The organism is Haloplanus sp. HW8-1, from assembly GCF_023703795.1.
Taxonomy (GTDB): Archaea; Halobacteriota; Halobacteria; order Halobacteriales; family Haloferacaceae; genus Haloplanus; species Haloplanus pelagicus.
Window position 1 is genome coordinate 776332 of sequence record NZ_CP098518.1, and the last position, 22607, is coordinate 798938.

Sequence of the window (22607 nt, forward strand, 5' to 3'; positions counted from 1 at the left end):
CGAGCGCCGCCGCGAGGAGCAGAAAGACCATCAGATAGTCGAATATCCCTTCGGGTGTCGTCGGCGATGGGACGTTCATACACCCCGCTACGACACCCCGGTTCAAGACGCTAACGCTCGGTCGCGGCGTCGGCCACCAGAGCTAATTGCTCACCGCGCGTTCCACCCACCGAATGTCCCTTACGCGACGGAGGGTCCTCGCGGCGGTTGCCCTCACACAGTCGAGTCTCCTCGGTGGCTGCTTCGGCGACGACGGCGAGTCGACACCCGACGGCGGCGGGACCGGTGACGGTGGAGCGGCGGCGACGGCCACGGACACGGCGACGCCGGCGCCGACCACCGCCGAGCCGACGGCGACGGCCACGGCGACGCCCGTCGCTCACGCCGACCTCGCGGCCGCGACGACGAACGTCCTCTCGGAGTTCGAGTGGTTTCGCACCGAGTACGACGCGGCGATTCGGGGCCTCGTGACGCGCGCCAACCGCGTCCTGGGGGTCGTCGACGACCTCGAATCCGCCGAGCAGTTGACGGAGAGCGACGTGACTGCGCTGCGGTCGGCGACCACGAACGTGGCCGACTACGTGACGTCGACCCTGACCGATCACTTCGCGGTCGTCGACGCCCTCCGGATCGGCGACAACGTCTACGTCCGCGACTTCGAGCGCGGCGTCGTCCGCGGCGACGAGGGACTACAGACCGCCGCGCTCTCCCGCACGCGGGGATTCTATCGGTCGGTCGTCTCCCGCTCGTATCTCGAGAATGCGTTCTCGCGCCGCCCGGTCTACGGGCCGCTGTACGACATGCTGATTCCCGGCGGATCGGCGGATCGGATCGTCGCGCTCGCGAGCGCCGAGGACGACTTCGTCACCTGGGCCCACCCCGACCGCACCGAGTCGACGGCCACCGACGGCATCGACCGACACACCCACGAGTTTCCTAGCGGCCACCGGACGTACACGCACGCCCACAGCCACGGCACAACCCACCCGCTCAACGACCACACGAACGAACCGCAGTACAACGAGCTGTACGCCCACGGCGACGACGGAGTGGCCCTCCTCGAGGACACCACGTCCTATCGGGAGCGCCTCGACGACTACGAACCGGTCCTCACCGACCTCTTCGGACCGGTCCGGTCCGCCGACCGCGAGTACGGCGTCACTCTCATGATCGGGACCGTCGACGCGGGGTTCACCGCGGAACCGGTCTACCTCGAACGGTTCGCCGATCCCGAGACGGCACGGGCGGCCGTCGCTCCCTCGGACGACGATCCGGTGACCGCCTCGAAGACCGCCGTCTTCGCCGACCGCCGGTGGGATCGCGTGTTCTACGAGCGGGACGGCACCACCGTCTACGCCTACCGGTTCCGCGCCGGCTCGGCGGTCGTCACCGCACTCCCCTCGGACATCCCGTGGGAGCGACGTCCGCAGTGGTCCTCGGGCCTGGAGCCGACCTGGCTGGCCTCGCCCCCGGGGGACGGATAGCCGCCGCAACCGCCTCGTATCGCGCAACGACCACCGGTCACGACGCCCGGGAGTCCGACGGCGGGGTGGTCAGTCGTCCGCGCCGATGTCGACGACGAGCACCGGCACCGTCGCGTTCTCGACGACGCGGTCGGTGACGCTACCCAAGTGAGCGAGGCGATCCCGTCCCGTCCGGCCGTGGGTGCCCATCACGACGGCGTCGACGTCCGTCTCCTCGGCGTAGCCCAGAATGGCCTTGTAGGGGATGCCCTCGCGGATCTCGGTCACGGCGTCGAGGTCGGCGTCCGCCGCGCGCTCGGCGACGGCGGCGACGGCGTTCTCGCCGCGGTCGGTCAGCCGGTCGATCAGGGCCTCGCGGTCCTCGTCGGCCGCGAGTTCGAACCGCCGGTCGACGACGTAGAGGGCGTGGACCGTCGCGTCGTGGTTCCGTGCCATCTCGAGGGCGTGGTCGAGCGTCCGGTCGACGCCGTCGCTCCCGTCCGTGGGGACGAGTATCGCGTCGTACATGACGGCTCGTTCGACCCCGGAGCACTTGAATGGGGGCGCCGGCACCGTTTCTGCGACTGTGAGTGGCCGTAACGTACATGATGGTCCCCGCCACTCATGCGAACGTATGCCGAGCTGTCAGAACTGTGGTTCCTTCGTCACCGACGACTACGTCCGGGTGTTCGCCCCGTCCGGCATGACCGAACCGCGCGTCTGTCCGAACTGTGAGGATCTGGTCCGCGACGGCGCGGACGTACGACAGGCACGAGCGAGACGTACCTAACCGTTTAACCCTCCCGGCGTCCCACGGCCCGTATGCTCACCTTCGTCGGCCTCGGCCTCTACGACGAGCGGTCGATAACGGTCGAGGGACGCGACGCCCTCCGTGCGGCCGACCGTGCGTTTGCCGAGTTCTACACCAGTCGCCTCGTCGGCACCAGCGTCGAGGCCCTCGAAGCCCACCACGGTGTCGACATCGAGGTGCGCGACCGGGCGGGTGTCGAGCAGGAGCCGGGTCCCATCCTCGACGCCGCCGAGGCGGGCGACGCCGTCTTCCTGACCGCCGGCGACGCCATGATCTCGACGACCCACGTCGACCTCCGACTGCGCGCCGTCGACCGGGGAATCGACACGCGGGTCGTCCACGGCGTCACGGCTCAATCGGCCGCCAGCGGGCTCACTGGCCTTCAGAACTACCGCTTCGGCAAGGCCGTCACTCTCCCCTTTCCCCGGGCTCACGGCGGGGGAGACGTGCCGGCGTCGGTCGTCGACTCCGTCGCGGCCAACCGGGAGCGGGGCCTCCACACCCTCGTCTATCTCGACATCAAGGTCGACGACGGCCGAGGGCCCGACGCGGGCGAGCGGTTCATGACCGCCGACGTGGCCGCCGGACTGCTGGCGACGGAGTGGCCCGACCGTCTCGGCGTCGTCGTAGCACGGGCGGGGAGTCCCGACCCCGTCGTCGCCGCGGATCGCCTCGAAAGGCTCGCCGGCCGCGACTTCGGCGCCCCCCTTCACCTGCTGGTGTTGCCGGACGACGTCCACCACCTCGAGGCGGACGCGCTCCGGACGCTCGCGGGCGCGCCGGACGACTCGCTCCCCGACGAATAGTCGACGCATGGCACACCATGCCTTTTTGAGGACCGTGGGGCTAAGCCCCCGCCGAGGAGAGAAATTTCAATATATTGTCGAATCTACTCCGGAACGTAGGTTTCGTCCAAAAATTTAACCGACCCTCTCACCATCTACCGGTGGGAGGCGGACGGGGTCGGCAGGCTCTGTGGTCGGGTGATGCCCGCCAGTGCGACATGCCAACTCGCGATCAGGAACAACACACCCTGCCCACGAAAGCATTGTGGCCGTCTCCCGCCGTTTCGACGGGTCGGGCGTCGACGAACCGTGACGTCGGCTCAGTCCGCACCCGGACCCAGTTCGCCGGAGTCCGGTAGATCCAGTGCTTCCCGGAGGTCGTACTCCTCCCGGGTGACGACATAGAGGACGTCCTCGACGACCGTCAGCAGTTCGGGGAGTTCACGCACGACGAGGTAGGTGACGCCGACGAGAGCGACCACCGCGAGCACCTGGCTGATGACGCGATCCGAGAGGTAAAACGAGACCTTGTAGGGGTCGGTCCCGCCGAACAGGAAGAGCACTTCTTCGACGAACCACTGCATGTACTGTTTGCCGAACATCAGGCCGATGAAGGTCGTTCGGGCGATGTTGAGGACGTAGATGATCGGCACCGCGATCGCGAGCGCACGGAGTTTCCGTGCCAGCGGCGCGTCGACGGCGGCGATCAGGCCGACGAAGATGGCGATGCTTCCCAGTCCCGTACAGGCGAGAATGATCGAGAACAGGATGACGTGCCCACCGTCGGTGACGAACTTGAACGTGTTGAGATATCCCTGATCGCCCTCGACGAGGGTCGGATCGTAGCCGAGCAGTTGCATCGCCCACTCGGTCTGTGCCGTGGTGTGCGAGATGAGGACGTGACGGGGCGAGGGGAGCGCGAGACCGCCCATCGTGAGCGCCGGAATCGTCTCGAAGGGGAGATAGGCCACGCCCATGACGGCGATGGCCTTCGAGAGGACGAACAGCGAGTCCCGGCCGTCGTAGAGGAGCCACCCGACGTACAGCGACGCGGGGACCGCGATCAGGGAGAGTACGCCCTCGACGAAACTCTTCTGTTCGAACGCGAAGTGGGGGACGAGCGCGGCCCAGAAGGCCGCGAAGACTGCCCACGCGGCGACCGTCACGGCTCGAGCGCTCGCCCGCTCCCGGCCCCGGAGGACGGCACCGGCCAGAAAGAGGCCGATGACGACCCACGCCAGGACGTCGGTGAACGGGCCTGCCATGGCTGGGACAACGACGTCGACAGATAAATCCCTTGTCGTTCAGGGAACGCGCACGGTCACGTCCGGCATGTCGCCCATGAGGCCACCGAAGGCCGTCTCGTACCCCTCGTGGCGCGCCGTCTGAGGCTGGACGGTGACCGACAGGGTGAGGTCGTCGCCGGACGCCACGCCGTCGACGACCGCGCCGTAGTGATAGCCGAGTTCCGGATCGAGCGTCCGCTCGAACGCACCCTCGTAGATGGTTCGACCGTCGCGTTCGAGACGGCCGGACAGCCCCATCGCCGGGATCACCATCCGGTTGTAGCGGGTTCGCGCCGAGACGACGAGATAGGTCCCGTCGGCGCTCCCGTCGATTCCCTCCGGCAAGGCGTCGAGTGCGGTCACGACCAGGCGGGCGTCGTTGCTCGTCCCCGACCCGAGGACTCGGCCGGGTAGCTCCGATTCGAGCGGCGCGAACGAGGCGGGGAGTCCGTCCATCCGCATCGGCTCGACCGCCCCCGGCGTGGCGACCTTCTCCTCCAAGGTGCGAAACTCGATCCCCTCTTTGGCCGACTGGCTGTACTCGAACGGGATCGTCACGGTCGCCGGGTCGGTAAAGCGCCCCGCGAACGCCCCCGTCCGCCGGGTGGCCATCGCTCCGATGCTCAACCGGACCTCGTAGGTTCCGTCGCCCTCAAGTCCGAAGTTCGCCCCGTAATGGAAGCCCATGGGCTGGGAGAGCATGGGGTAGATGGCCTCTTGGGACACCAGCGAGCCGTCGCGATAGATCTCCGCGGACAGGCCGGTGTCGGGCAGTATTGTCCTCGTCTTGGGGTCCCAGATGCTCGCCATAAGGTGGACGGCGTCGTCGCTCTCGATGTCGGTGAGCGAGACGCTCTCACCGGTGACGTTCCAGAATCGGTGTGGGTAGCTGTACATGAGTCCCGCCGCGTAGTCGCCGCTCGTCGCCCTGCCTGCCATCGACATACCTTCGACGTGGCTCGGGTAGTAGACGCCGTCGGGGCGGTCCTCGGGGACCGGCGGCACCCCGACGGCCCGCGTCTCGACCAGGCTGGAACAGCCCGCGAGCGCCAGCGCTCCCGACAGGGCGACTCCCGTCCGGAGCAGTTCGCGGCGCTTCATACGCCCCCTGGGGACTCGTCGGGAAAACCGGTTCTGGTCCGGTCGTCGAACGCCGTCACGATCCGGTGGGGCTGGGCGTCGGCAACGCCCGATGGTGGCGCGGCGGGACGAGGAAGTAGCCCCGTCGGCGGACGAAGATGTATTCGAGGATGCCGTTGTTGACCCGCTGGCGGACCGCCGGCGTCAGTTCGGTCAGGTCCGTCCCGTTCATCGCCCGTCGCACCTCCTCGAACGCCGCGACGTGCCGCTGGAGCGACGGGAAATGCAGGCTCGCGACCGGTTGGTCCGAGCCGATGTCGTCGGTCGACTCGAAGTGTCGGCGGAGGAGACGGACGTTTCCCGCCGCGTCGCGGTTTGCCCCCGCCGCCTTCTGGGCGTGACCCACCCGGCCGTACTCGTCGGCATCGGCGGCGACGTCGTCGACGAACCGATCGATCCCGCTCGACGAACCCAGGTTGCTTCCGATCCCCTCGACGAGATTCTCCTCGGCGTGGCCCGGGCTGAACATCTCCATCACGCGTTCCTCGTATGACTGCTCCTCGTACCAGTCGTCGAGGCGCTGTCGGAGGTTGGCGATCACCTTCGTCGTCCCGCCGGCGAAGGGTCCCGAGTCGATGGCGACGTAGTCCTCGGTCGCCTGGTTTCCGCGGAAGCCCGCCTCGAACCCCATGAACAGTGGCGACGCCTCGGGGACGGGCTGCGAGTCCGGAATCCCCGCCGCGTCCTGGTGGTTCGCGGGCAGGCCGGCGCCGACGAATCCGGTCCGCCGGGAGACCACCGTGGCTACGTCGGTCAGCGGGGGCACCTCCTCCCCGTTGGCCGTCGTCCGCTCGCCCCGAAGGGCGCGGTCGGCCGCCAGCACGGCGTCGGCACGGTCGCTCGTGAGGTGGAGCACCGCGTCCTGCAGGTCGAAGGTCGGCGACTCGAACGGCGACAGCGCCCGCGGTTCGGGGAGGGACACGCCCTCCGGAAGCGACTCGTCGAACCGGTCGAAGTAAGCCGGCGAGTAGGCAATGGAGTGGAGCAGTCCCTCGTGGCTCCACGCGTAGGCCCGGTCGAGTGCGTCGAGCGCGTCGGCGAGGGCCCGCCGGTCGGCGTCGGTGGGTCGACCGTCTACCCGGAAATCGAGATAGAGGAGGATCTGGTGGGCCGGGAGCTGCGTGTTGCCGTGCTCGTCGTGGCGGACGTACGCCCGCCAAGCGTGCTGGCGCGGCGGCTTGGCCGCGGGGTCGCCGGTCGGCACGGGGTCGTCGTCGACGCGGTCGAGACAGGCGCTCAGCGCGCTCGCGCCGCCGAGTGCGACGGCCGTCTTCAGGACGGCACGCCGCGAGCGGTTTCCTTCGGGGGACATCCGTCGTCGGCCCCTTCGGTCCTCGGGGGCAAGCGGATTGTGGTTCGGCTCTCGAACGCTACGTCTCCGGGACCACCCCGTCGACCGGTCGGGTGAACCGGTCGACGAGTCGCTCCGGGAGGGAAGAGTCGACCACCCGGAGCGCCCGAGCGGTCGCCGCCGGTCGCGACGGGGCGAGGGTCACGCGACCACGGTCGTCGCGTCGTTTCTCGACGAGGTCCTGTTCGAGCAAGTGCTCCAGGTGCCACTCCAGCGTGCTGCGGGCGATTCCGAGTTGCTCGGCGACCGTTTCCGGTGGACTCGGTCCCCCGTCGATCAGGGAGAGCACCACGTCCCGTGCCGTCTCGCGGCGCAGGACGGCGATGGCGCCGCGCTCCGCGGCGTCGTACTCCGGCGTGTAGTAGTGTGTGCGGCCGTACAGCGATTCCGCGATCACGTCGTTCGACTCCTGGAGTTTCTTGAGGTGGTACTGTGCCTGCCCGGTCGCCAGGTCAAGGTCGCGGGCGAGTTCGCTGAAGTGGACCCCCGGATTGGCGGCGACGTGGCGTCGGATGCGGTCACGTGGCTGCGTCACGAGGTCGACACCCCTCGGCGACGGAGCGGGCGTCGTCGACAGCCACCACAAGCCCCACCAGCACTACGTCGAAGCCGTGGTGGTTCGCCGGCGAGAGGGCTCCGGACACGCTCGCACCCACTACGGCCGACCGGCGCGACGGCGTGCAGTGGGAGCGCCGTTTCCATACGGCCCGTTCGGGTCGTGCGTACCTGAACGCTTCGGCGCCGTCGCTCGCGACCGTGCGTCGGGAGAAGTTGTGCGTGGGTGATGTCCCGGATGGGAATCACCTGCATCGCCACGTCGGCGTGGGCCTCCGTGGGCGGCGGGTCGAGCGACCCACCTGTGCGATGCGTGGGACCGGATTCGAACCGGCGGACCCCTATGGGACAGCGCCCTCAACGCTGCGCCGTTGGCCTGGCTTGGCTACCCACGCTCGCATGAGTTCTGCGCTTCGTCGGTACGCATACCACCGTTGTCGGGGGTATTTGAAATGGCTTTCCTTTTCCCCGCCGCCGATCCGCTTCGTCCCCGTCGTGGTCGGCCGCCGTACTCGGCCGGAACCCGCCGTCGTTTTGTGGATCGCCGGCCCAGTATCGGCCATGGCGCTTCGAGCACGGAACCGCGTGCCGGAACTGACCGCACTCCTCACTCTCGCGTCGCTCGCTCTCGTGTTCGGCGCGGTCCTCGGCGCGATCCCGCGGGGTGCGATCCCGCGCGCCCCCGAGACGGTCGTCGCCCTCATCCCCCACGCCAACGCGGTCGTCAGCACGGTCGCCGTGCTGACGATCCTCGCTGGCGTCGTCTTCGCCCGTCGGCGCGAGTTCGCGAAACACCGGGCCACGATGCTGCTCTCGGCCGGCCTCTTTGCGCTCTTTCTCGTCCTCTATCTCTACAAGGTGGCCCTCGACGGGCCGACGGAGTTTCCCGGCCCCGAGGCCGTCTACACGTGGCTGTACCTCCCCTTGCTGGCCGTCCACATCCTCCTCGCCATCGTCTGCATCCCGCTCCTGTACTACGTCCTCCTCCTCGCGACGACCCGCCCCGTCTCGGCGCTCGCCGACACCGCCCACGCCCGCGTCGGGCGGGTGGCTGCGACCCTCTGGCTCGTCTCGTTCGTCCTCGGAAACGCCGTCTACGCCCTCCTGTACGTGGTCTACTGAGCGGCGTGGCAACTAAGACGGCGGTGGCGCAATCGGCCGACGATGCCACCCGAGGACAGCGACCCCGACCCCGACCCCGACCCGAGTCGGGCGCCCGCACTCGTCGAGCGACTCGCCGCCCCGGAGCCCTCGGTCCGGCGCGACGCGATCGAGCGCCTCGCGTCGCTGGCCGAGACGCATCCGGCCCGCGTCGCCCGGGGGGCGTCGGCGATCCGCGACCGCCTCGACGACCCCGACCCTGCCGTCCGCGCGATTGCGTGTCGACTCGTCGGCACGCTCGGCCTCGTCGACGCCGAGTCACGGCTTCGGGAGCGGCGCCTCGACGACGACCCGGCGGTGAGCGAGGCCGCACGCGACGCACTCGACCGCCTCGACGGCGCCGAACCGGTCGTTCCCGCCGACGGAACGGAACCGATCACTCCCGAGGACGGGGGCCGGAGCGCGCGCGACGATCCGGCGGCGACGCGGACGGCCGGGACCGCCTCACCTGCCGCCGACGCGTGGCCGGCGGTCCGGTTCGACGCGTCCAACACCGGACACGCCCCGTCCGGAACGGGACCGACCGCGAGCGTCGCCGGTCGGTGGCTCGTCTCGCTGTCGGATCGGAACCCGAAGGGACACACACCCCCGACGGTGGCCGACGGGCGCGTCTACGTCGGCGACGACGGGGAACTCGTCGCCCTCTCGGCGGCCGACGGCTCCGTTCGGTGGACCACCGACGCCGGTGGCCACGACGACCCGGCGCCGCCAGTCACCGACGGGACCGTCTACGTCCCGGACGCCGAGAGCCTGCGGGCACTGGACGCCGCCGACGGCGACGAACGGTGGGTCGGTCGGACGCCCGGCGACGTGCGTGGGCCGCCGGCGGTGGCGGACGGCGTCGTCTACGCCGGCACCGACGAGGGGACCGTCGTCGCCCTCTCGGCGGCCGACGGGACCGAGTACTGGCGCGCCGATGCCGGCACCGCGGTGTACGGGCCGCCGGCGGTGACCGAGCGGCGCGTCCTGGTCGTGGCCGAGCAGGGGACGGTCGTGGCGCTGGACACCGCCGACGGGAGCGAACGGTGGCGGTTCGAGACCGACCACCGGTCGTCGTTCTCGCCGACGGTCCACGACGGAACTGTCTACGCGTCGAGTATGGGCGCCGTCCACGCGCTCTCGGCGACCGACGGGCGCGAGTCGTGGACGGTCACCACGGAGCGGGGCGTGACCGGCGAGCCGGCGGTGGCCGACGGCCGCGTCTACGTCGGGATGCGGGAACGGCTGTGTGCGCTGGATGCCACCGACGGGAGCGAGCGCTGGGTCTTCGGTATCGAACACCTCGCGCACGCAGCGCCCGCTGTCGTCGGCGGGACCGTCTACGTCGGCGCCGCCGGCGCGATGCACCCGACGTTCGGAAGCGTCCACGCGCTCGACGCTGCCGACGGGACGGAGCGGTGGCGGTTCGAGAGCGAGGAGACGGGGTTCGGCGCTCCGGCGGTGGCCGGCGGGTGTGTCTACGTGATCGGCGGCGACGGCCTCTACGCGCTGGCCGCTTCCGGGTGATCCGAACGGCTCACTCGGCGTACAGCGAGTAGACGATGACCGCGAACCCGACGAGCGTGAGGCTGCTCTCGATGACGACCGACTGGGAGAGCGAGAGCGCGGTGAACTGATGGCCGACGCCCGCCAGGAGAGCCCCGGTGGTGATCAGCCCGAAGCCGATACCGAGCGCACGGAGCGCCGGCGTCCCGGTTCGTCGGTAGGCCTTGAGCGAGAGGAACGTGATGAGACTGCCGAGCAGGAGCGTGCCGGTCTTGACCGCGATGAGTACGATGCCGAGGTGACTCATGTCTCCTTTCGCACCTCTCCCCACAGCGACGCCAGTCGTTCGTCGGCGGTACGGGACGGGCGGTCGATGGTCACATCGAGGGTCCGGTCCTCTGTCAGTCCGATGGCGACGGCGTCGAAGTCGACTTCGTAGCGGGTTGCGTGGTGGCCGTCGGGCCTGATCTCCGTCCCCTCGGCGAGCAACGACGCCTCCGTCAGAAGGTCGAGCTTTCTGTAAGTCGTAGACATGGGAATATCACACTCCTCGGACACCTCGGTTGCCGTCATCGGCTCGTCGAGGTGCTCGATGATGGTCCGGCAGTCGGCGTCGTCGAGCGCGTCCAGCACCGACTGCAGGTCGAGCGGATCGTCGCCCGACAACGGGTCGCGCACCATGTCCACTCCTCGCCGGGGAGGTCACTTAGGCCCGCCGCTTCGGCCACCAGCCCGACGGGTTCCGTGCCGTTCGTCTCCGAGAACGAACATGTTCGGGCATATCTTTTCACCGGATACTCGCGTACTAGAAGTCACTATGAGCGCGACCACTGACGCCGAGGGCGGGGCGGAACCGACGGGAACGACGGTGGCACTCCACGCGACGGGCCACGTCCGCGACGCGATGACGAAACCCCACCAAAAGTTCACGTTCGAGGGGGACACTCTCCGCGATCTGCTGGAGACGCTGTTCGACGAGCAACCGGATCTCGCGGAGATGCTGATCGCCGAGACGGAGGCCGAAGCGACGACCGAGGGGTGGGCGAAACCCCCGGAGAACCTCCCGGGAACGTGGCACAAGAATCCCGAGGGCGAACAGACGAAACCCTACGCCCGGGTGCTGGTCAACGGGAAGTTCAACGAAGTCCTCGATGGCTTCGACACGAAAATCGAGGATCAGGACCGCGTGAGTCTGGTCTATCCGTTCATCTTCTGCTGTTGAGTCCGCCGCGGGGTTCTCGTCGGCTCGACACGGGGACAGATCGGTCCGCCCGCGCTTCCCGGCTGCGGCCCTTTTATGTGCGACCCGAACCGGTTCGCCCCGTCGCCCACCCGACAGGAATCGACTCGCCGGTTGATAGGTCTCCCCCGCAAGGATCCAGGTAGAGGTGACACCCAATGTTCGAAACTACTCGGCGGCGGGCGCTACAGGCGCTCGGTATCGGCGGTGCAGCCACGGTGGCAGGGTGCAGCGCGGAGGCACCGACGGCTGCTGAGACGGAAACACAGCGCCAACAGGTCGAGGGGACGCCGACGACGACGACGGATCAGGTGGCGGCCGATCCGACCGACATCCCCGGCCCGATCGATCGGGACCAGCCGGAAACCCACGAAATAACGCTGGCGATGGAGGAGGTGACCGCCGAGATCGAGCCCGGCGTCACCTTCGATTACATGACTTTCGACGGCCAGGTACCCGGCCCGATGATCCGCGTCCGACAGGGTGATACGGTCGACCTGACCGTCGAGAACCCGTCCGAGAACGCGCTTCCACACAACGTCGACCTCCACGCCGTCTACGGGACTGGGGGTGGCTCGGTGGCGACGACCGCCGCACCGGGACAGGAAAACGCCATGAGGTTCAAGGCGACTTACCCCGGCGCGTTCATCTACCACTGTGCCGTGCCGAACCTCGATATGCACATCAGCGCCGGCATGTTCGGCATGATCCTCGTCGAGCCGGCGGGTGGCCTGCCCGAGGTGGATCGGGAACTCTACTTCGGCCAGCACGAGGTCTACACCGATGGCGAGGTCGGCCAGCAGGGCAAACATAGCTTCGACATCGAGTCGATGAAAAACGAGAATCCGACGTACGTCCTGCTGAACGGCGAGAAGTACGCGTGGGCGGCCGCAAACCGCGGCCCGATCGAAGTCAACCAGGGCGAGCGCGTCCGGGTGTTCATGGTCGACGGCGGCCCCAACTACTCCAGTAACTTCCACCCCATCGGGAACGTCTGGAAGCGGGCCTACCGGGACGGCGGCGTCCCCGAAAACGGGGATTTCGAGGCCTACGCCGACAAGAACATCCAGACGATGAAGGTGCCGCCGGGAAGTTGTATGATCGGCGAGATGGACACGCCGGTCCCCGAGCGGATCAAACTCGTCGACCACGCCCTCAGCCGGGTCGCGCGCCGCGGCATGCTGGCCGAAGTCGACGTCCTTGGCGACGAGCGCGAGGAGCTATACGATCCCGACGCCCACGGAACCAGCCAGGAAGGCCCCCAGTACGCCTGATCGGTTCCTCCGCCCGCGGACGGCTGGATAGTCTTCCCGTGCACGCCACTCCCTTCTCGCAGTCCTGAGCCACTTATGTACGCGGCGGACTACGGTGGAGATATGCCAACGGCTCGACTCGCGGTGACCCTCCCCGCGGATACCTGGATCGCCGACCTCTCCTTGCGATATCCCGACGCGACCTTCCGGGTGCTCGCGGCGCTTCCCGACGACGAGACGGGCGTCGGCCTGGTCGAGATCACGGCACCGGACCTCGAGACCGTCCTCTCGCGACTCGACGAGACGCCGGACGTCCGGGTGTTCGAGGTGCTCCACCGAGGTGACGACCGAGCGCTGGTCCAGTTCGAGACGGACGAACCGCTCTTGCTCCTCTCGATCCGCAACTCGCGGGCGCCGTTCGAACCCCCCGTCACCATCGTCGACGGCGTCGCTGACCTTGAAATCACGGCCTCCCGGGATCGACTGTCGTCGCTTGCCGACCAGTTCCGCACTTTCGGACTCGAGTTCGACGTCCGGTCGGTCCGCACCTCGGTGGACCCCGAATCGGTCGTGAGCGACCGACAGCACGAACTGATCGAGACGGCGATCGATCTGGGATATTACGATACGCCCAGGACGTGTACGCTGACGGCGATCGCGGACCATCTCGACATCGCGAAGTCGACGGCCAGCGAACGCCTTCACCGGGCCGAGAGCGCGATCATCCGGGCGTTCGTCGCCGACGCGGGCGTCGTCGACGAACGGTCCTGATCAGTCCTCGTGGCTCGGCTCGCCGTGTTCGACGCTCGGTTCGCCGGACGGGGAACGGCTCCCGTCTCCGCCACGCAACAGCAACAGGACCCCGAAGACGATGGGTGAGAGGAAGGCGGCGACGAGGGCCCCGCCGACCGTCAGGGACATTAGGGTTCCGCCCTGATCGAGGCCGAGGCCACCGGAGTCGCCCTCACCGGACCCACCGCCGCCGGTACCACCGTCGCCTCCGGACCCACCGGCGCCGTCACCGGTACCGCCGTCACCGGACCCACCGCCACCGCCGGATCCACCGGGGCTCCCGCTGATGACTTCGGCCCCCTCGGGGACGGCGTCGCCGACGACGACGACCGCTTTCATGCCCAGTGCCTTGTGTGGTTGGCAGAAGTACTCGACGACGCCCTCGGATTCGAAGGTGTGTTCGAAGGTGAAGCCGGCCTCCTGTGTCAACTCGCTGGAGAAACTCGCACCGCTCTCGGCGACGACGTTGTGCATGCCGCCCTCGCCCGTCCACTCCCAGACGACGGTCGTTCCGGGGTCGACCTGGACGGCGGCCGGCCCGAAGCCGTACGCGGCGTTGTTCGCCTCGACACCGACGTCGACGGCCACCTCGCTCGATCCCGTCATGTCGACGACGCCGTCGTAGTTGCTCACGTCGCTCATCCACCCGCCGAACGGCCCGGACTGAGCCGCCGCGGTTCCGGTCGCTCCCGCACCGACCAGCCCGGCTCCGACGGCTCCGGCGCCCGCCCGCAACAGCCGTCGCCGTCCCAGCCGAGCGTCGCGTTCCTCGCTCATGGTCGGCTGAACCTACACACGACCCATTGAAAAATATTGCCGGTTCGGCGTCCGAATTCGGGGTTTTCGGTCAGTTCGGTGATCGGAACTCAGTCGTCGGCCGGCGCGGACTCGCTCCCGACGGCGGGTCGGGACACGTCGCGGTCGGTCCGTTCACCCTCGATGTCGTAGGGGTACTCGCCGGTCACGCAGCCGAGACAGAGATCAGTCTTCGTCCGGCCGAGGACGTCCGCGATGGCGTCGATGGAGAGATACGAGAGGCTGTCGGCGCCGATGGTCTCCCGGATGTCCTCGACGCTCCGGTCGGCGGCGATGAGTTCGTCCCGGCTGGCCATGTCGATGCCCATGTAACAGGGAGCGACGATGGGCGGGGCGCCGATCCGGACGTGGACCTCCTCGGCGCCGGCGTCGCGGATCAGATCGACCAGTTGAGTCGACGTGGTGCCCCGGACGATGCTGTCGTCGATGATCGTGACGGTTTTTCCCTCGACCGTGCTCCGAATCGGGTTGAGCTTCAGCCTGACCGCGCGTTCGCGTTCGTCTTGGGTCGGCATGATGAACGTGCGGCCGACATAGCGGTTCTTCATGAGTCCCTCGGCGAACTCGACGTCGGCGCCGTCGTCGTTCGCGGCCTCGGCGTAGCCGGAGGCAAAGGAGCGTCCGGAGTCGGGCACGGGCATCACCACGTCCGTCTCGATGCCACTCTCGGCCCAGAGTTGACGCCCGAGGTTCCGGCGCGCGTCGTAGACGAGTTCGTCGTCGATGATCGAGTCCGGGCGAGCGAAGTAGACGTGTTCGAAAAAGCAGTGGGCCGTGGCGTCGCGGTCGACGAGCTGATAGGAGTCGAAGCCGGACCCGTCGGGTTCGAGGACGATCAACTCGCCCGGCGCCACGTCGCGGACGAGTTCGCCGTCGAGCGTGTCGATGGCCGCCGATTCGGAGGCGAGGACGTAGCCATCGTCGAGTTTCCCGATGCAGAGCGGCCGGTTTCCCTCGGGGTCGCGCACCCCGAGGACGGCCTCGTCGTGCATGATCGTCAGCGCGTAGGAGCCGTGGATCCGGCCCATGGTTCGTTTCACCGCCCGTACGAGATCCTCCTCCAGCAGGTTTCGCGCGAGGTCGTGGGCGATCACCTCCGTATCGCCGTTGGAGGTGAAGGCGTGGCCGAGCGACTCCAGTTCCGAGCGGATCTCCGCGGCGTTGACGAGGTTGCCGTTGTGTGCGAGGCCGAGCGACCCGGATTTGAACGAGACCGAGAACGGCTGGGCACAGCACGCGTTGACGCCCCCGGAGGTGGGATAGCGGACGTGCCCGATCCCCGCTGCCCCGTTCAGCTGGCCGAGGTCGTCGGCGTCGAACACGTCCCCAACCAGTCCCATCTCCACGTGGCTGTGCTGCTGGAACCCATCGTGGGTTACGATGCCGGCCGACTCCTGTCCCCGGTGCTGGAGCGCGTACAACGAATAGTAGAGGGGACGAGCGGCGTCGCGATCGGCTAGCGACACGCCGACGACGCCACACTTCTCGGTCATCCCGTTCGGGGTACGGTGATCCCGCCCGTGTGCCATGGGGGTCTCTACTGTGTCGCGGGGTAAAAAGCCACGCTATTGCACCCGGTCGACACCGATTCGTCGGAGCCGTAACCCGCCGTTAGTCGGCGTCTGACGGCCACTGGCGGAGAGTACAGCCGAGAGGACGGTAGAAAGAATCCGGTCGGAGTCGGAGTTACTCGCCGGCCTTGTTCTGCCACTCGTAGTCGCGGCGCTTGGCGGACTTGCCGAAGCCACACGACGAGCAGACCTTCTTCCGGACGTGGTAGGATTTCTCACCGCAGCGTCGACATTTGACGTGGGTCGTCTTGTTCTTCTTGCCCTGACTCGGCGTTCCTGCTCCGGTCATGTACTTATCGTCACGACGTTATCGCCGCGTATAATGGTTGTGTTGTCGACCTGCTCGACGTCCAGATCGCCGAGGGCGTCCTCGGCGATTTCGTCGCCAGGTTCCAGCACGACGTTCATATGCTGGTCGTAGCCGCCAAGGACTCCGTGGAACGCACGGCCGTCCTTGAGATACACCGTCACGTCCTCGTCAAGCGAGGCCTCCAGCACGTCGAGGGGTCGTCCGCCCATGCCAACAAAGGCTGGGAGTCGGAATAATAAACGTACCGAAGGTCACCCTGCCGGCGACATCCCGACGCCCGAAGACGCTGAACACGTAGCGTAAACGGGAATCACACGCTCAATCGCTCTCACTCCACGCTTCCGAACGTCGGCGTGCTTTCAGGCCGCACACGACCAGACGCCCCGCCGCTCCTCGCGGGCCGACCGTTCGAGTGCGGCGTACCGGTCCCGTTCCCCGAACGCCGAGTCGTAGAGTCTGGCGTGGCCGCGTTCCAGCAGTGCGGCGTTGAACGACTCCCCGTCGACCAGCACGTAGGCGAGCAGCCGGTCGTATCCGCCGCGTCGTCCCGCGGCCGGGTCGAAGCGGAGGGTCACCCGCCGGTCCGCGAGGCGGCCGGCCGCGAAGGCACTCGCGGCCTCGCCGCCCCGTCGGAGGCAAGCCCGCCCCGCCTCGGTGTCGGGGACGCCCTCGAACTCCGCGGGATCGGTCTCGACGTGGACTTCCGGGGTGTCGACGCCGAGGAGCCGAACGGTGTCGGTCCGCCCGTCCGGGAACCGAACGTCGACCGTGTCGCCGTCGACCACGTCGACCACGCGGACGGTCGTACCGCTCGCGGGCGTCGCCGTCGCCGCCCCCGCCTCGGGCGTCGGCTCCGGCGTCAGGCCGACACAGCCGGCACTCACGAGAAGGAGCGCGGCGGCGACGGCGACGAGTGAGCGTCTGTACACGGTTCGGGGTCGGCGTCGGGAGGCAAAAACGCCGCGGCCTACATCTCGGCGAGCGTGTCGATGCCGAGCAGTCCGAGTCCGTTCTCGAACACCTGCGCGGTGGCGTCGGTCAGGACGAGGCGTTCCTCGGCCGCCGACTCCGCGTCGAGCACCCGGTTCTTGTGATAGAACGAGTTGAAGACGTGCGCCAGATCGAGCAGATAGCGAGCGAGCGGCGCGGCGTCGTATCGCTCCTCGCACCGTTCGAGGACGAGTGGGTAGCGCCCGAGGTGATAGAGCAGGTTGTAGTCGGTGTCGTTGAACGCCGCGGGATCGATTCCGTCGACGGCGGGGACCGCCGGCGCCGAATCGAGGATGCTGTACGCACGAGTGGTGGCGTACTGGACGTAGGGGCCGGTGTCGCCCTCCAGGGACACCGCTTCGTCGATGTCGAAGGTGACGTCCTTGCCGCGATTCGAGGCGACCATCCCGTATTTCACCGTCGCGAGCGCGATCTTGCGGGCGATGGCGTCCACCTCGTCGCCCTCGACGTTGCGACCCTTCTCCGCGACGATGTCGCGGGCGCGCTCTCGGGCCGCATCGAGCACCTCGCGAACCGTGACGATCTGGCCGCCCCGCGTCGACATGCTCCCCTCGGGCAGGCTGATCATCCCGTAGTCGATATGTTCGAGGTGGATATCGGAGTAGCCCATCTTCCGGGCGGCCACGAACAACTGCTGGAAGTAGCGGTTCTGCTCGCTGGCGACCACGTACACGGACTGGTCGGCGTCGAACTCGCTGACGCGGTACTCGATGGTCGCCAGGTCCCGGGTACCGTAGACCGTCGAGCCATCCGACTTGACGATGTAGAAGGCGTCGAAGGCGGCATCCTCGACGCTGCCGGCCTCGTCGAGCGCCTCGCGGGCGCGGTCGAGCGACGGGTCGACCCCGTCGGAGTCGGGGGCACCGCCGTCGTCGTAGTCGTCCGGATAGATGGGGATGAACGCCGACCCGTCCGGGCCCCGCATCGCCACGTCGTCTTCGAGAGCCCGGTCGACGACCCGGTCGTTCCACCCCTCGCGGGCGTAGAAGCTCTCGCCGAGCCAGCAGTCGAACTCGACGCCCAGTTCCGCGTAGATGGCCTCGAAGCGCTCGATGCTCGACTCCCGGAACTGCTCCCAGCGCTCGACGGCCGCCTCGTCGCCGCGTTCGAGGCGGGCGAACCACTCCTTGCCGTCGTCGACGTGGTACGCTCGCTCCTCGGCGACGGCCGTCTCGAACCCGTCGGTCAGCGCGCCGAACTCCGCGACGTCCTCCAACAGCCCGTCGCGCCGTTCGAACTGCTGGTACAGTTCGAGCAGGTGGGCGATCGGGTCCGCCTCGAATGCCTCGGCGTCGCCGAACTCGACGTACTCGTGGAGGAGATTACCGAACTGGGTCCCCCAGTCCCCGAGGTGGTTGTCGCGGGTCACGTCGTGCCCCCGCTCCTCGAGGACGTTCATGAGCGCGTCGCTCAGGATGGTGTTTCGCAGGTGCCCCACGTGGAGGGGTTTGGCGATGTTCGGGGAGGAGACGTCGGCGACGATCCGGTCTGGGTCCTCCCGCTCCCGGGCGCCGTACGCGGAGCCCTCGGCGTCGATGGTCGAGAGGGTGCGGCGGGCCATCCGCTCCACGTCGAGGTGGTAGTTGATGTGGCCGTTCACGACGGTGACGGAGGCCACGCCGCTCGGCAGTCCGCGCTCGCGGTGGCTCGCCGCGAGTTCGTCGGCGACGGCCATCGGGTTCTTGCCGGCGTCGGCAGCGATGGCGAACGAGATCGCAGACGAAAACTCCCCCTTCTCCTCGTCGTCGAACGCCTCCAGTTCGACGGCCGAAGGGTCGACGTCGTGGCCGTAGCCCGCATCGGCGACTGCGGCGCGTATACCCTCGAAAAGCTCGCGCTTGATGGCTCCAAGCATTCTTCGGAAATCCTCGCCCCTACTCCCGGATAAATCTCACTACATCGTGGGCGTCGGCCCGTCAACCGCCGCCGTACGCCCGCGAGACGACCGACGCCGGCGTCGCTCACTCGTCCCGTTCGACGGCGTAGTCGGCCAGCAACTCGCGTGCCCGTTCGAGATGCCGGGCCCGCCCTTCGTGGCTCGCGTCGGCGATGACCCGCAGTTTGTGTCGCACTCGACAGAGGGAGCCGGGGTCCAAGCCTTCTCCGCTCCGTGTACGATCCCAGAGCGCGGCGGCGAGTCGGTCCAGTCGCTGTTCCTCACCGGTGTCCGGTGGCTCCTCGATGGCGTCGAGCAGCCGCCTGTTCACCTCCCGGAGCGTGCGCATGGGCTCCCTTGGGACCGAACTCCGAAATACCTTCAGCAGCGCACGGCCGAGCACCGTCTCGACCACGTGCGTCGCGACGCCGACCGTATCGATACCTCGCTGTCGTTCGGTCTCGGGAGTTCGCGAGAAACGCCCCGGCGGCGTCCCCACGCGAACGTGGGGGCTGGTCGGGACCGAACGAAGTGAGCGTCCCGGCGGCGATTTGAACTCGCTCACTTCGCTTCGCTCGTTCGCTGCTCAAATCGCTACGTCGTCCGTTTCTGCCGACCGGGACGCCTCGCTGTCGCTCGGCGTCGTAGGTCGGCAGAAACGTCCCGGCGGCGATTTGAACGCCGGTCCCTGGCTCCGGAAGCCAAGAGGATAGTCCACTACCCTACCGGGACACGTCGGGCCAATCTTGCCCGGAATCACGTATATACCTATTGATCGTGCGCCGGCCGCCCCGAGTCGAGGATCGGCGGACGGCACTCACCGGTCCGGACGTTCGGTCGACGGTCTCAGTCGGTGAAGATCCAGTGGTACATATTTACGGATTGCGTCGACCGGTCACGACATGGGTCCCCGAAACTCCCTCTCCCGCCGACGAGTCGTTGCGCTGACCGGTGCGCTCGCAACCGGGTCGCTCGCCGGCTGTGCGGGCGGCGAGACGGCCGATCCCTCCTCCGCGACGCCGACGGACGAGTCACGAACCACCACCGCGGGGACGCCGGCACGGACCGCCACGGAGACGGCACACGGTACCGGGCTCGTCGACGCCATCGAACGCGAAGCGGTGTCGTTCGATCCGGCCCCGGCCTCCGATGGGTTGGACGCCGTCGCCGCACGCCTCTCGGAGTCACCCCTCGTCGGCATCGGCGAGAACTCCCACGGTGTCGCCGAGTTCAAAACTCTCGTCGAACAAATCGTCCGCCGGCTCGTCGCCGACCACGGCTATCGACTGGTCGCCATCGAGGGGACGCTCGGCGATTTCGCCGCCGTCAACGACTACATCACCGGTGGCGGCGTCGACCTCGATTCGGCGATGGCCGGACTCGACTTCTACTTCTGGCGGACGGCGGCGATCCGCGGACTGTTCGAGTGGCTGCGGGAGTTCAACGCCGGGCGTCCGCCCGCGGACCGAGCCGTCGTCCGGGGGTACGACGCCCAGTTTTTCGACGTGAACGCGACGGCCGTTCGCTCCTATCTGGATCGGGTCGATCCGGCGTATCTGGCGGCGATCGACGACGACTTGCGGCCGCTCACGGAGCCGCTCTACGAGCGACACGACGTCGAGTTCGTCACCGAGTCACGGACGTCGCTGTTCGGCGCGCTCCGCGACCGGCTCCGGGAACGCCGGGACGCGTACGTCGCCGCGAGTTCGGTCTCGGAGTGGCGGCTGATCCGTCGTCACCTCTGGACGCTCGAACGGGGGCTGCGATTCCAGGCGCACCTGAGCGCCGAGGCGTACACGCGGGGCAAACGCATCCGCGACGAGGCGATGGCGAAAAACGTCGCTTGGCTCCGCGACTGGACCGGCGCGGAGCGGGCCGTCGTCTTGGGAAGCTCGAACCACACCATGCGCAACGACGGGCTGGGCGACGACGAGGCCGCCCGGATGGGTCACCACCTGACTCGAACGTTCGGCGACGACTACTACTCTCTCGGCTGTCTGTTCGGAACCGGGCGCTTCACCGCGCCGACCGATTCCGACCGGTCCGCGTTCGCGACACACGACCTCGACGGGCCGGTTCCGGGCACCCTCGCCGCGACGCTGGTCGACGCGGCTCGCTCGCCGCTCTTCCTCGATTTCGAGTCGGCCCGCGACCGGCCACCCGTCGACGCCTTGCTCGACGACACCGACAGGGTGCAGTTCTCGGTCCCCCGGGCCGCGAAACGGGGTGCGCTCCCGCTGTCGATGGCCGCCGACGCAGTGTACGACGGCGTCGTCTTCGTCCGGACCGCCTCGCCGGCGTCGTTCTCGGCGGCGGACGGATCGTGACCGTTCCGTCCCGGACCGCGGGGCGGAACGCACGGTCGTCGACGGACGCGGCGGGAACGAAATCGTGATGCGCGTGGAGCCGAAACCGGCAGACGCGATGAGCGTGCTGGATCTGGACCGCCGCGTGTTCGCGCTGGGCCTGGCGCGGATGGCCGATGCCATCGGGAACTCCTTTCTGATCGTCGTCCTGCCGCTGTATCTGGCGAGCGGACGAATCCCCATCGAGGCGTTGGTCGGGACGGAACTGTCGATTCTCGGCGCCTCGCTGACGGTCACGGAGTACCTCCTCGTCGGCCTCGTCCTCTCGCTCTTTGGCTTCCTGAACAGTTTCGCCCAGCCGTTCACGGGGCGGCTCTCCGATCGGACGGGGCGCCGCCGCGCGTTCATTCTCTTTGGCCTCCTGCTTCTTGGCGCCGCGAGCGGGGCGTACGCCCTCGTTTCGTCGTACTGGCTCGTGGTCGCCCTGCGGATCCTCCAGGGGATCGGTGCCGCCTTCACTATCCCCAGTACCGTGGCGCTCGTGAACGAACTCGCCACCGCGACCGACCGCGGCAGCAACTTCGGCGTGTTCAACACCTTCCGCCTGATCGGCTTCGGCTTCGGACCCATCGTCGCCGGAATCGTCGTCGAGGCCCGCGGCTTCGACGCCGCCTTCGCCGTCGCCGTCGCGGGCGCGACGGTCAGCTTTCTGACCGTCTGGGCGTTCGTCTCGGATCCCGACCGACCCGCCGCGGAGGCGAGCGACGACCTCTCCGTGACCGTTCGCGGCGACGGTCGCCTCCTCGATCCGGTGTTCGCGCTCGGCCTCGGCACCGTCGCCATGGGAATCTGCATCGCCATGTTCGCCACGCTGGAGGGTCGGATCAACGAACGCCTGAGCCAGGGCACCCTCTGGTTCGGGGTGCAGTTCGGCGCCGTCACCCTCGCCAACGTGGCCTTCCAGATCCCAGTCGGGCGGGCCGCCGACCGCTACGGACGCCGACCGTTCCTGCTCGTCGGGTTCGGCCTGCTCGTGCCGGCGACGGTCGCCCAGGGATACGTCCTCACGCCCGCGCTGATGGTGGTGAACCGCTTTCTCCTGGGCGTCGCGGTGGCGCTCGTGTTCGCTCCCTCGCTGGCCGTCGCCGGTGATCTCGCCCGAGAGGGGGAGTCGGGTACCACGCTCTCGGTGCTGACGATGGCGTTCGGCCTCGGTGTCGCCGTCGGTCCCCTCGCCTCGGGCTATCTGGAGCGGTTCGGGTTTGCCGTCCCCTTCCTCGCGGCCGGGGCGCTGGCGACGCTCGCGTTGGTGCTCGTCGGGACGCAAGTGACGGAGACCGGGGAGCCCGAACGGCGCGTCGAGTGGCCGTGGTCGCGGTCGTCGGGCGACTGACG

General features: G+C 68.3%; 24 protein-coding genes and 2 tRNA genes. 10 read left to right on the plus strand and 16 right to left on the minus strand.

Annotated features, from left to right (window positions below):
• Positions 1–173 precede the first annotated feature (173 nt).
• A complete protein-coding gene (locus NBT82_RS04165) occupies positions 174–1484 on the plus strand; it encodes a hypothetical protein (RefSeq protein WP_251330321.1) in 1311 nt (436 codons plus the stop codon).
• Positions 1485–1553: 69 nt separating this feature from the next.
• On the opposite strand, the gene NBT82_RS04170 is transcribed toward NBT82_RS04165, so the two are convergent.
• The gene (locus tag NBT82_RS04170) at positions 1554–1991 is read right to left on the minus strand and encodes a universal stress protein (RefSeq protein WP_251330322.1); all 438 of its coding nucleotides are present in this window, start codon (positions 1989–1991) and stop codon (positions 1554–1556) included.
• A gap of 106 nt (positions 1992–2097) precedes the next feature.
• Between NBT82_RS04170 and NBT82_RS04175 the strand changes: the two genes are divergently transcribed.
• Positions 2098–2253: a DUF7563 family protein gene (locus NBT82_RS04175; protein WP_187347710.1), complete on the plus strand. Its 156-nt coding sequence runs from the start codon at positions 2098–2100 to the stop codon at positions 2251–2253.
• 32 nt (positions 2254–2285) lie between these two features.
• Positions 2286–3080 (plus strand): diphthine synthase, encoded by a 795-nt coding sequence (gene dph5, locus NBT82_RS04180; RefSeq protein ID WP_251330323.1) that lies wholly within the window; start codon positions 2286–2288, stop codon positions 3078–3080.
• A 299-nt stretch (positions 3081–3379) separates the two neighbouring features.
• On the opposite strand, the gene artA is transcribed toward dph5, so the two are convergent.
• From artA to NBT82_RS04205, 5 genes are all read right to left on the minus strand, one after another.
• Positions 3380–4324, minus strand: coding sequence for an archaeosortase A (gene artA, locus NBT82_RS04185; protein ID WP_251330324.1), 945 nt, complete (start codon positions 4322–4324; stop codon positions 3380–3382).
• A 39-nt stretch (positions 4325–4363) separates the two neighbouring features.
• The gene (locus NBT82_RS04190) at positions 4364–5446 is read right to left on the minus strand and encodes an iron transporter (protein ID WP_251330325.1); all 1083 of its coding nucleotides are present in this window, start codon (positions 5444–5446) and stop codon (positions 4364–4366) included.
• Between the two features lie 55 nt (positions 5447–5501).
• The gene (locus NBT82_RS04195) at positions 5502–6797 is read right to left on the minus strand and encodes a DUF7405 family protein (protein ID WP_251330326.1); all 1296 of its coding nucleotides are present in this window, start codon (positions 6795–6797) and stop codon (positions 5502–5504) included.
• 58 nt (positions 6798–6855) lie between these two features.
• On the minus strand, positions 6856–7371 hold the full coding sequence (locus NBT82_RS04200) for a winged helix-turn-helix transcriptional regulator (RefSeq protein ID WP_251330327.1): 516 nt from the start codon (positions 7369–7371) through the stop codon (positions 6856–6858).
• Between the two features lie 330 nt (positions 7372–7701).
• Positions 7702–7786, minus strand: a tRNA-Leu gene (locus NBT82_RS04205).
• Positions 7787–7952: 166 nt separating this feature from the next.
• Between NBT82_RS04205 and NBT82_RS04210 the strand changes: the two genes are divergently transcribed.
• Positions 7953–8513, plus strand: coding sequence for a DUF420 domain-containing protein (locus NBT82_RS04210; RefSeq protein ID WP_251330328.1), 561 nt, complete (start codon positions 7953–7955; stop codon positions 8511–8513).
• Positions 8514–8555: 42 nt separating this feature from the next.
• The gene (locus NBT82_RS04215) at positions 8556–10058 is read left to right on the plus strand and encodes an outer membrane protein assembly factor BamB family protein (protein ID WP_251330329.1); all 1503 of its coding nucleotides are present in this window, start codon (positions 8556–8558) and stop codon (positions 10056–10058) included.
• A 10-nt stretch (positions 10059–10068) separates the two neighbouring features.
• Here the strand turns inward: NBT82_RS04215 and NBT82_RS04220 are convergent, their stop codons facing one another.
• Complete coding sequence (locus tag NBT82_RS04220; protein WP_251330330.1) at positions 10069–10344, minus strand: DUF7521 family protein; 276 nt, start codon at positions 10342–10344, stop codon at positions 10069–10071.
• Positions 10341–10718 (minus strand): winged helix-turn-helix domain-containing protein, encoded by a 378-nt coding sequence (locus NBT82_RS04225; protein ID WP_251330331.1) that lies wholly within the window; start codon positions 10716–10718, stop codon positions 10341–10343. Before NBT82_RS04225 ends, NBT82_RS04220 begins: the two co-directional genes overlap by 4 nt.
• Positions 10719–10854: 136 nt before the next feature.
• Here NBT82_RS04225 and NBT82_RS04230 point away from each other — a divergent pair, with 136 nt between their 5' ends.
• The 3 genes from NBT82_RS04230 to NBT82_RS04240 all read left to right on the plus strand — a co-directional run bounded on the left by NBT82_RS04230 (position 10855) and on the right by NBT82_RS04240 (position 13301).
• Complete coding sequence (locus NBT82_RS04230) at positions 10855–11259, plus strand: ubiquitin family protein (RefSeq protein ID WP_251330332.1); 405 nt, start codon at positions 10855–10857, stop codon at positions 11257–11259.
• 176 nt (positions 11260–11435) lie between these two features.
• Entirely contained in the window at positions 11436–12551 is a 1116-nt protein-coding gene (nirK, locus tag NBT82_RS04235; RefSeq protein ID WP_251330333.1) for a copper-containing nitrite reductase, read from the plus strand.
• A 102-nt stretch (positions 12552–12653) separates the two neighbouring features.
• On the plus strand, positions 12654–13301 hold the full coding sequence (locus tag NBT82_RS04240) for a helix-turn-helix domain-containing protein (RefSeq protein ID WP_251330334.1): 648 nt from the start codon (positions 12654–12656) through the stop codon (positions 13299–13301).
• Here the strand turns inward: NBT82_RS04240 and NBT82_RS20250 are convergent, their stop codons facing one another.
• The 8 genes from NBT82_RS20250 to NBT82_RS04280 form a co-directional block, all read right to left on the minus strand.
• The gene (locus NBT82_RS20250; protein WP_305882164.1) at positions 13302–14099 is read right to left on the minus strand and encodes a halocyanin domain-containing protein; all 798 of its coding nucleotides are present in this window, start codon (positions 14097–14099) and stop codon (positions 13302–13304) included.
• An 89-nt stretch (positions 14100–14188) separates the two neighbouring features.
• Positions 14189–15667 (minus strand): amidophosphoribosyltransferase, encoded by a 1479-nt coding sequence (gene purF, locus NBT82_RS04250; protein WP_251330335.1) that lies wholly within the window; start codon positions 15665–15667, stop codon positions 14189–14191.
• A gap of 157 nt (positions 15668–15824) precedes the next feature.
• Positions 15825–15998: a 50S ribosomal protein L37e gene (locus tag NBT82_RS04255; RefSeq protein WP_251330336.1), complete on the minus strand. Its 174-nt coding sequence runs from the start codon at positions 15996–15998 to the stop codon at positions 15825–15827.
• On the minus strand, positions 15995–16228 hold the full coding sequence (locus tag NBT82_RS04260) for an LSM domain-containing protein (protein ID WP_251330337.1): 234 nt from the start codon (positions 16226–16228) through the stop codon (positions 15995–15997). The genes NBT82_RS04255 and NBT82_RS04260 overlap by 4 nt, the downstream gene beginning before the upstream one ends.
• A 150-nt stretch (positions 16229–16378) precedes the next feature.
• The gene (locus NBT82_RS04265) at positions 16379–16948 is read right to left on the minus strand and encodes a thermonuclease family protein (RefSeq protein ID WP_251330338.1); all 570 of its coding nucleotides are present in this window, start codon (positions 16946–16948) and stop codon (positions 16379–16381) included.
• Positions 16949–16986: 38 nt separating this feature from the next.
• Positions 16987–18885, minus strand: coding sequence for an arginine--tRNA ligase (locus tag NBT82_RS04270; protein ID WP_251330339.1), 1899 nt, complete (start codon positions 18883–18885; stop codon positions 16987–16989).
• Positions 18886–18991: 106 nt separating this feature from the next.
• The gene (locus tag NBT82_RS04275) at positions 18992–19471 is read right to left on the minus strand and encodes a DUF7553 family protein (protein ID WP_251330340.1); all 480 of its coding nucleotides are present in this window, start codon (positions 19469–19471) and stop codon (positions 18992–18994) included.
• Positions 19472–19565: 94 nt separating this feature from the next.
• Positions 19566–19638 (minus strand) — tRNA-Arg (locus tag NBT82_RS04280).
• 170 nt (positions 19639–19808) lie between these two features.
• Between NBT82_RS04280 and NBT82_RS04285 the strand changes: the two genes are divergently transcribed.
• The gene (locus tag NBT82_RS04285) at positions 19809–21233 is read left to right on the plus strand and encodes an erythromycin esterase family protein (RefSeq protein WP_251330341.1); all 1425 of its coding nucleotides are present in this window, start codon (positions 19809–19811) and stop codon (positions 21231–21233) included.
• Positions 21234–21330: 97 nt separating this feature from the next.
• A complete protein-coding gene (locus NBT82_RS04290; RefSeq protein WP_251330342.1) occupies positions 21331–22605 on the plus strand; it encodes an MFS transporter in 1275 nt (424 codons plus the stop codon).
• Positions 22606–22607: the final 2 nt, after the last annotated feature.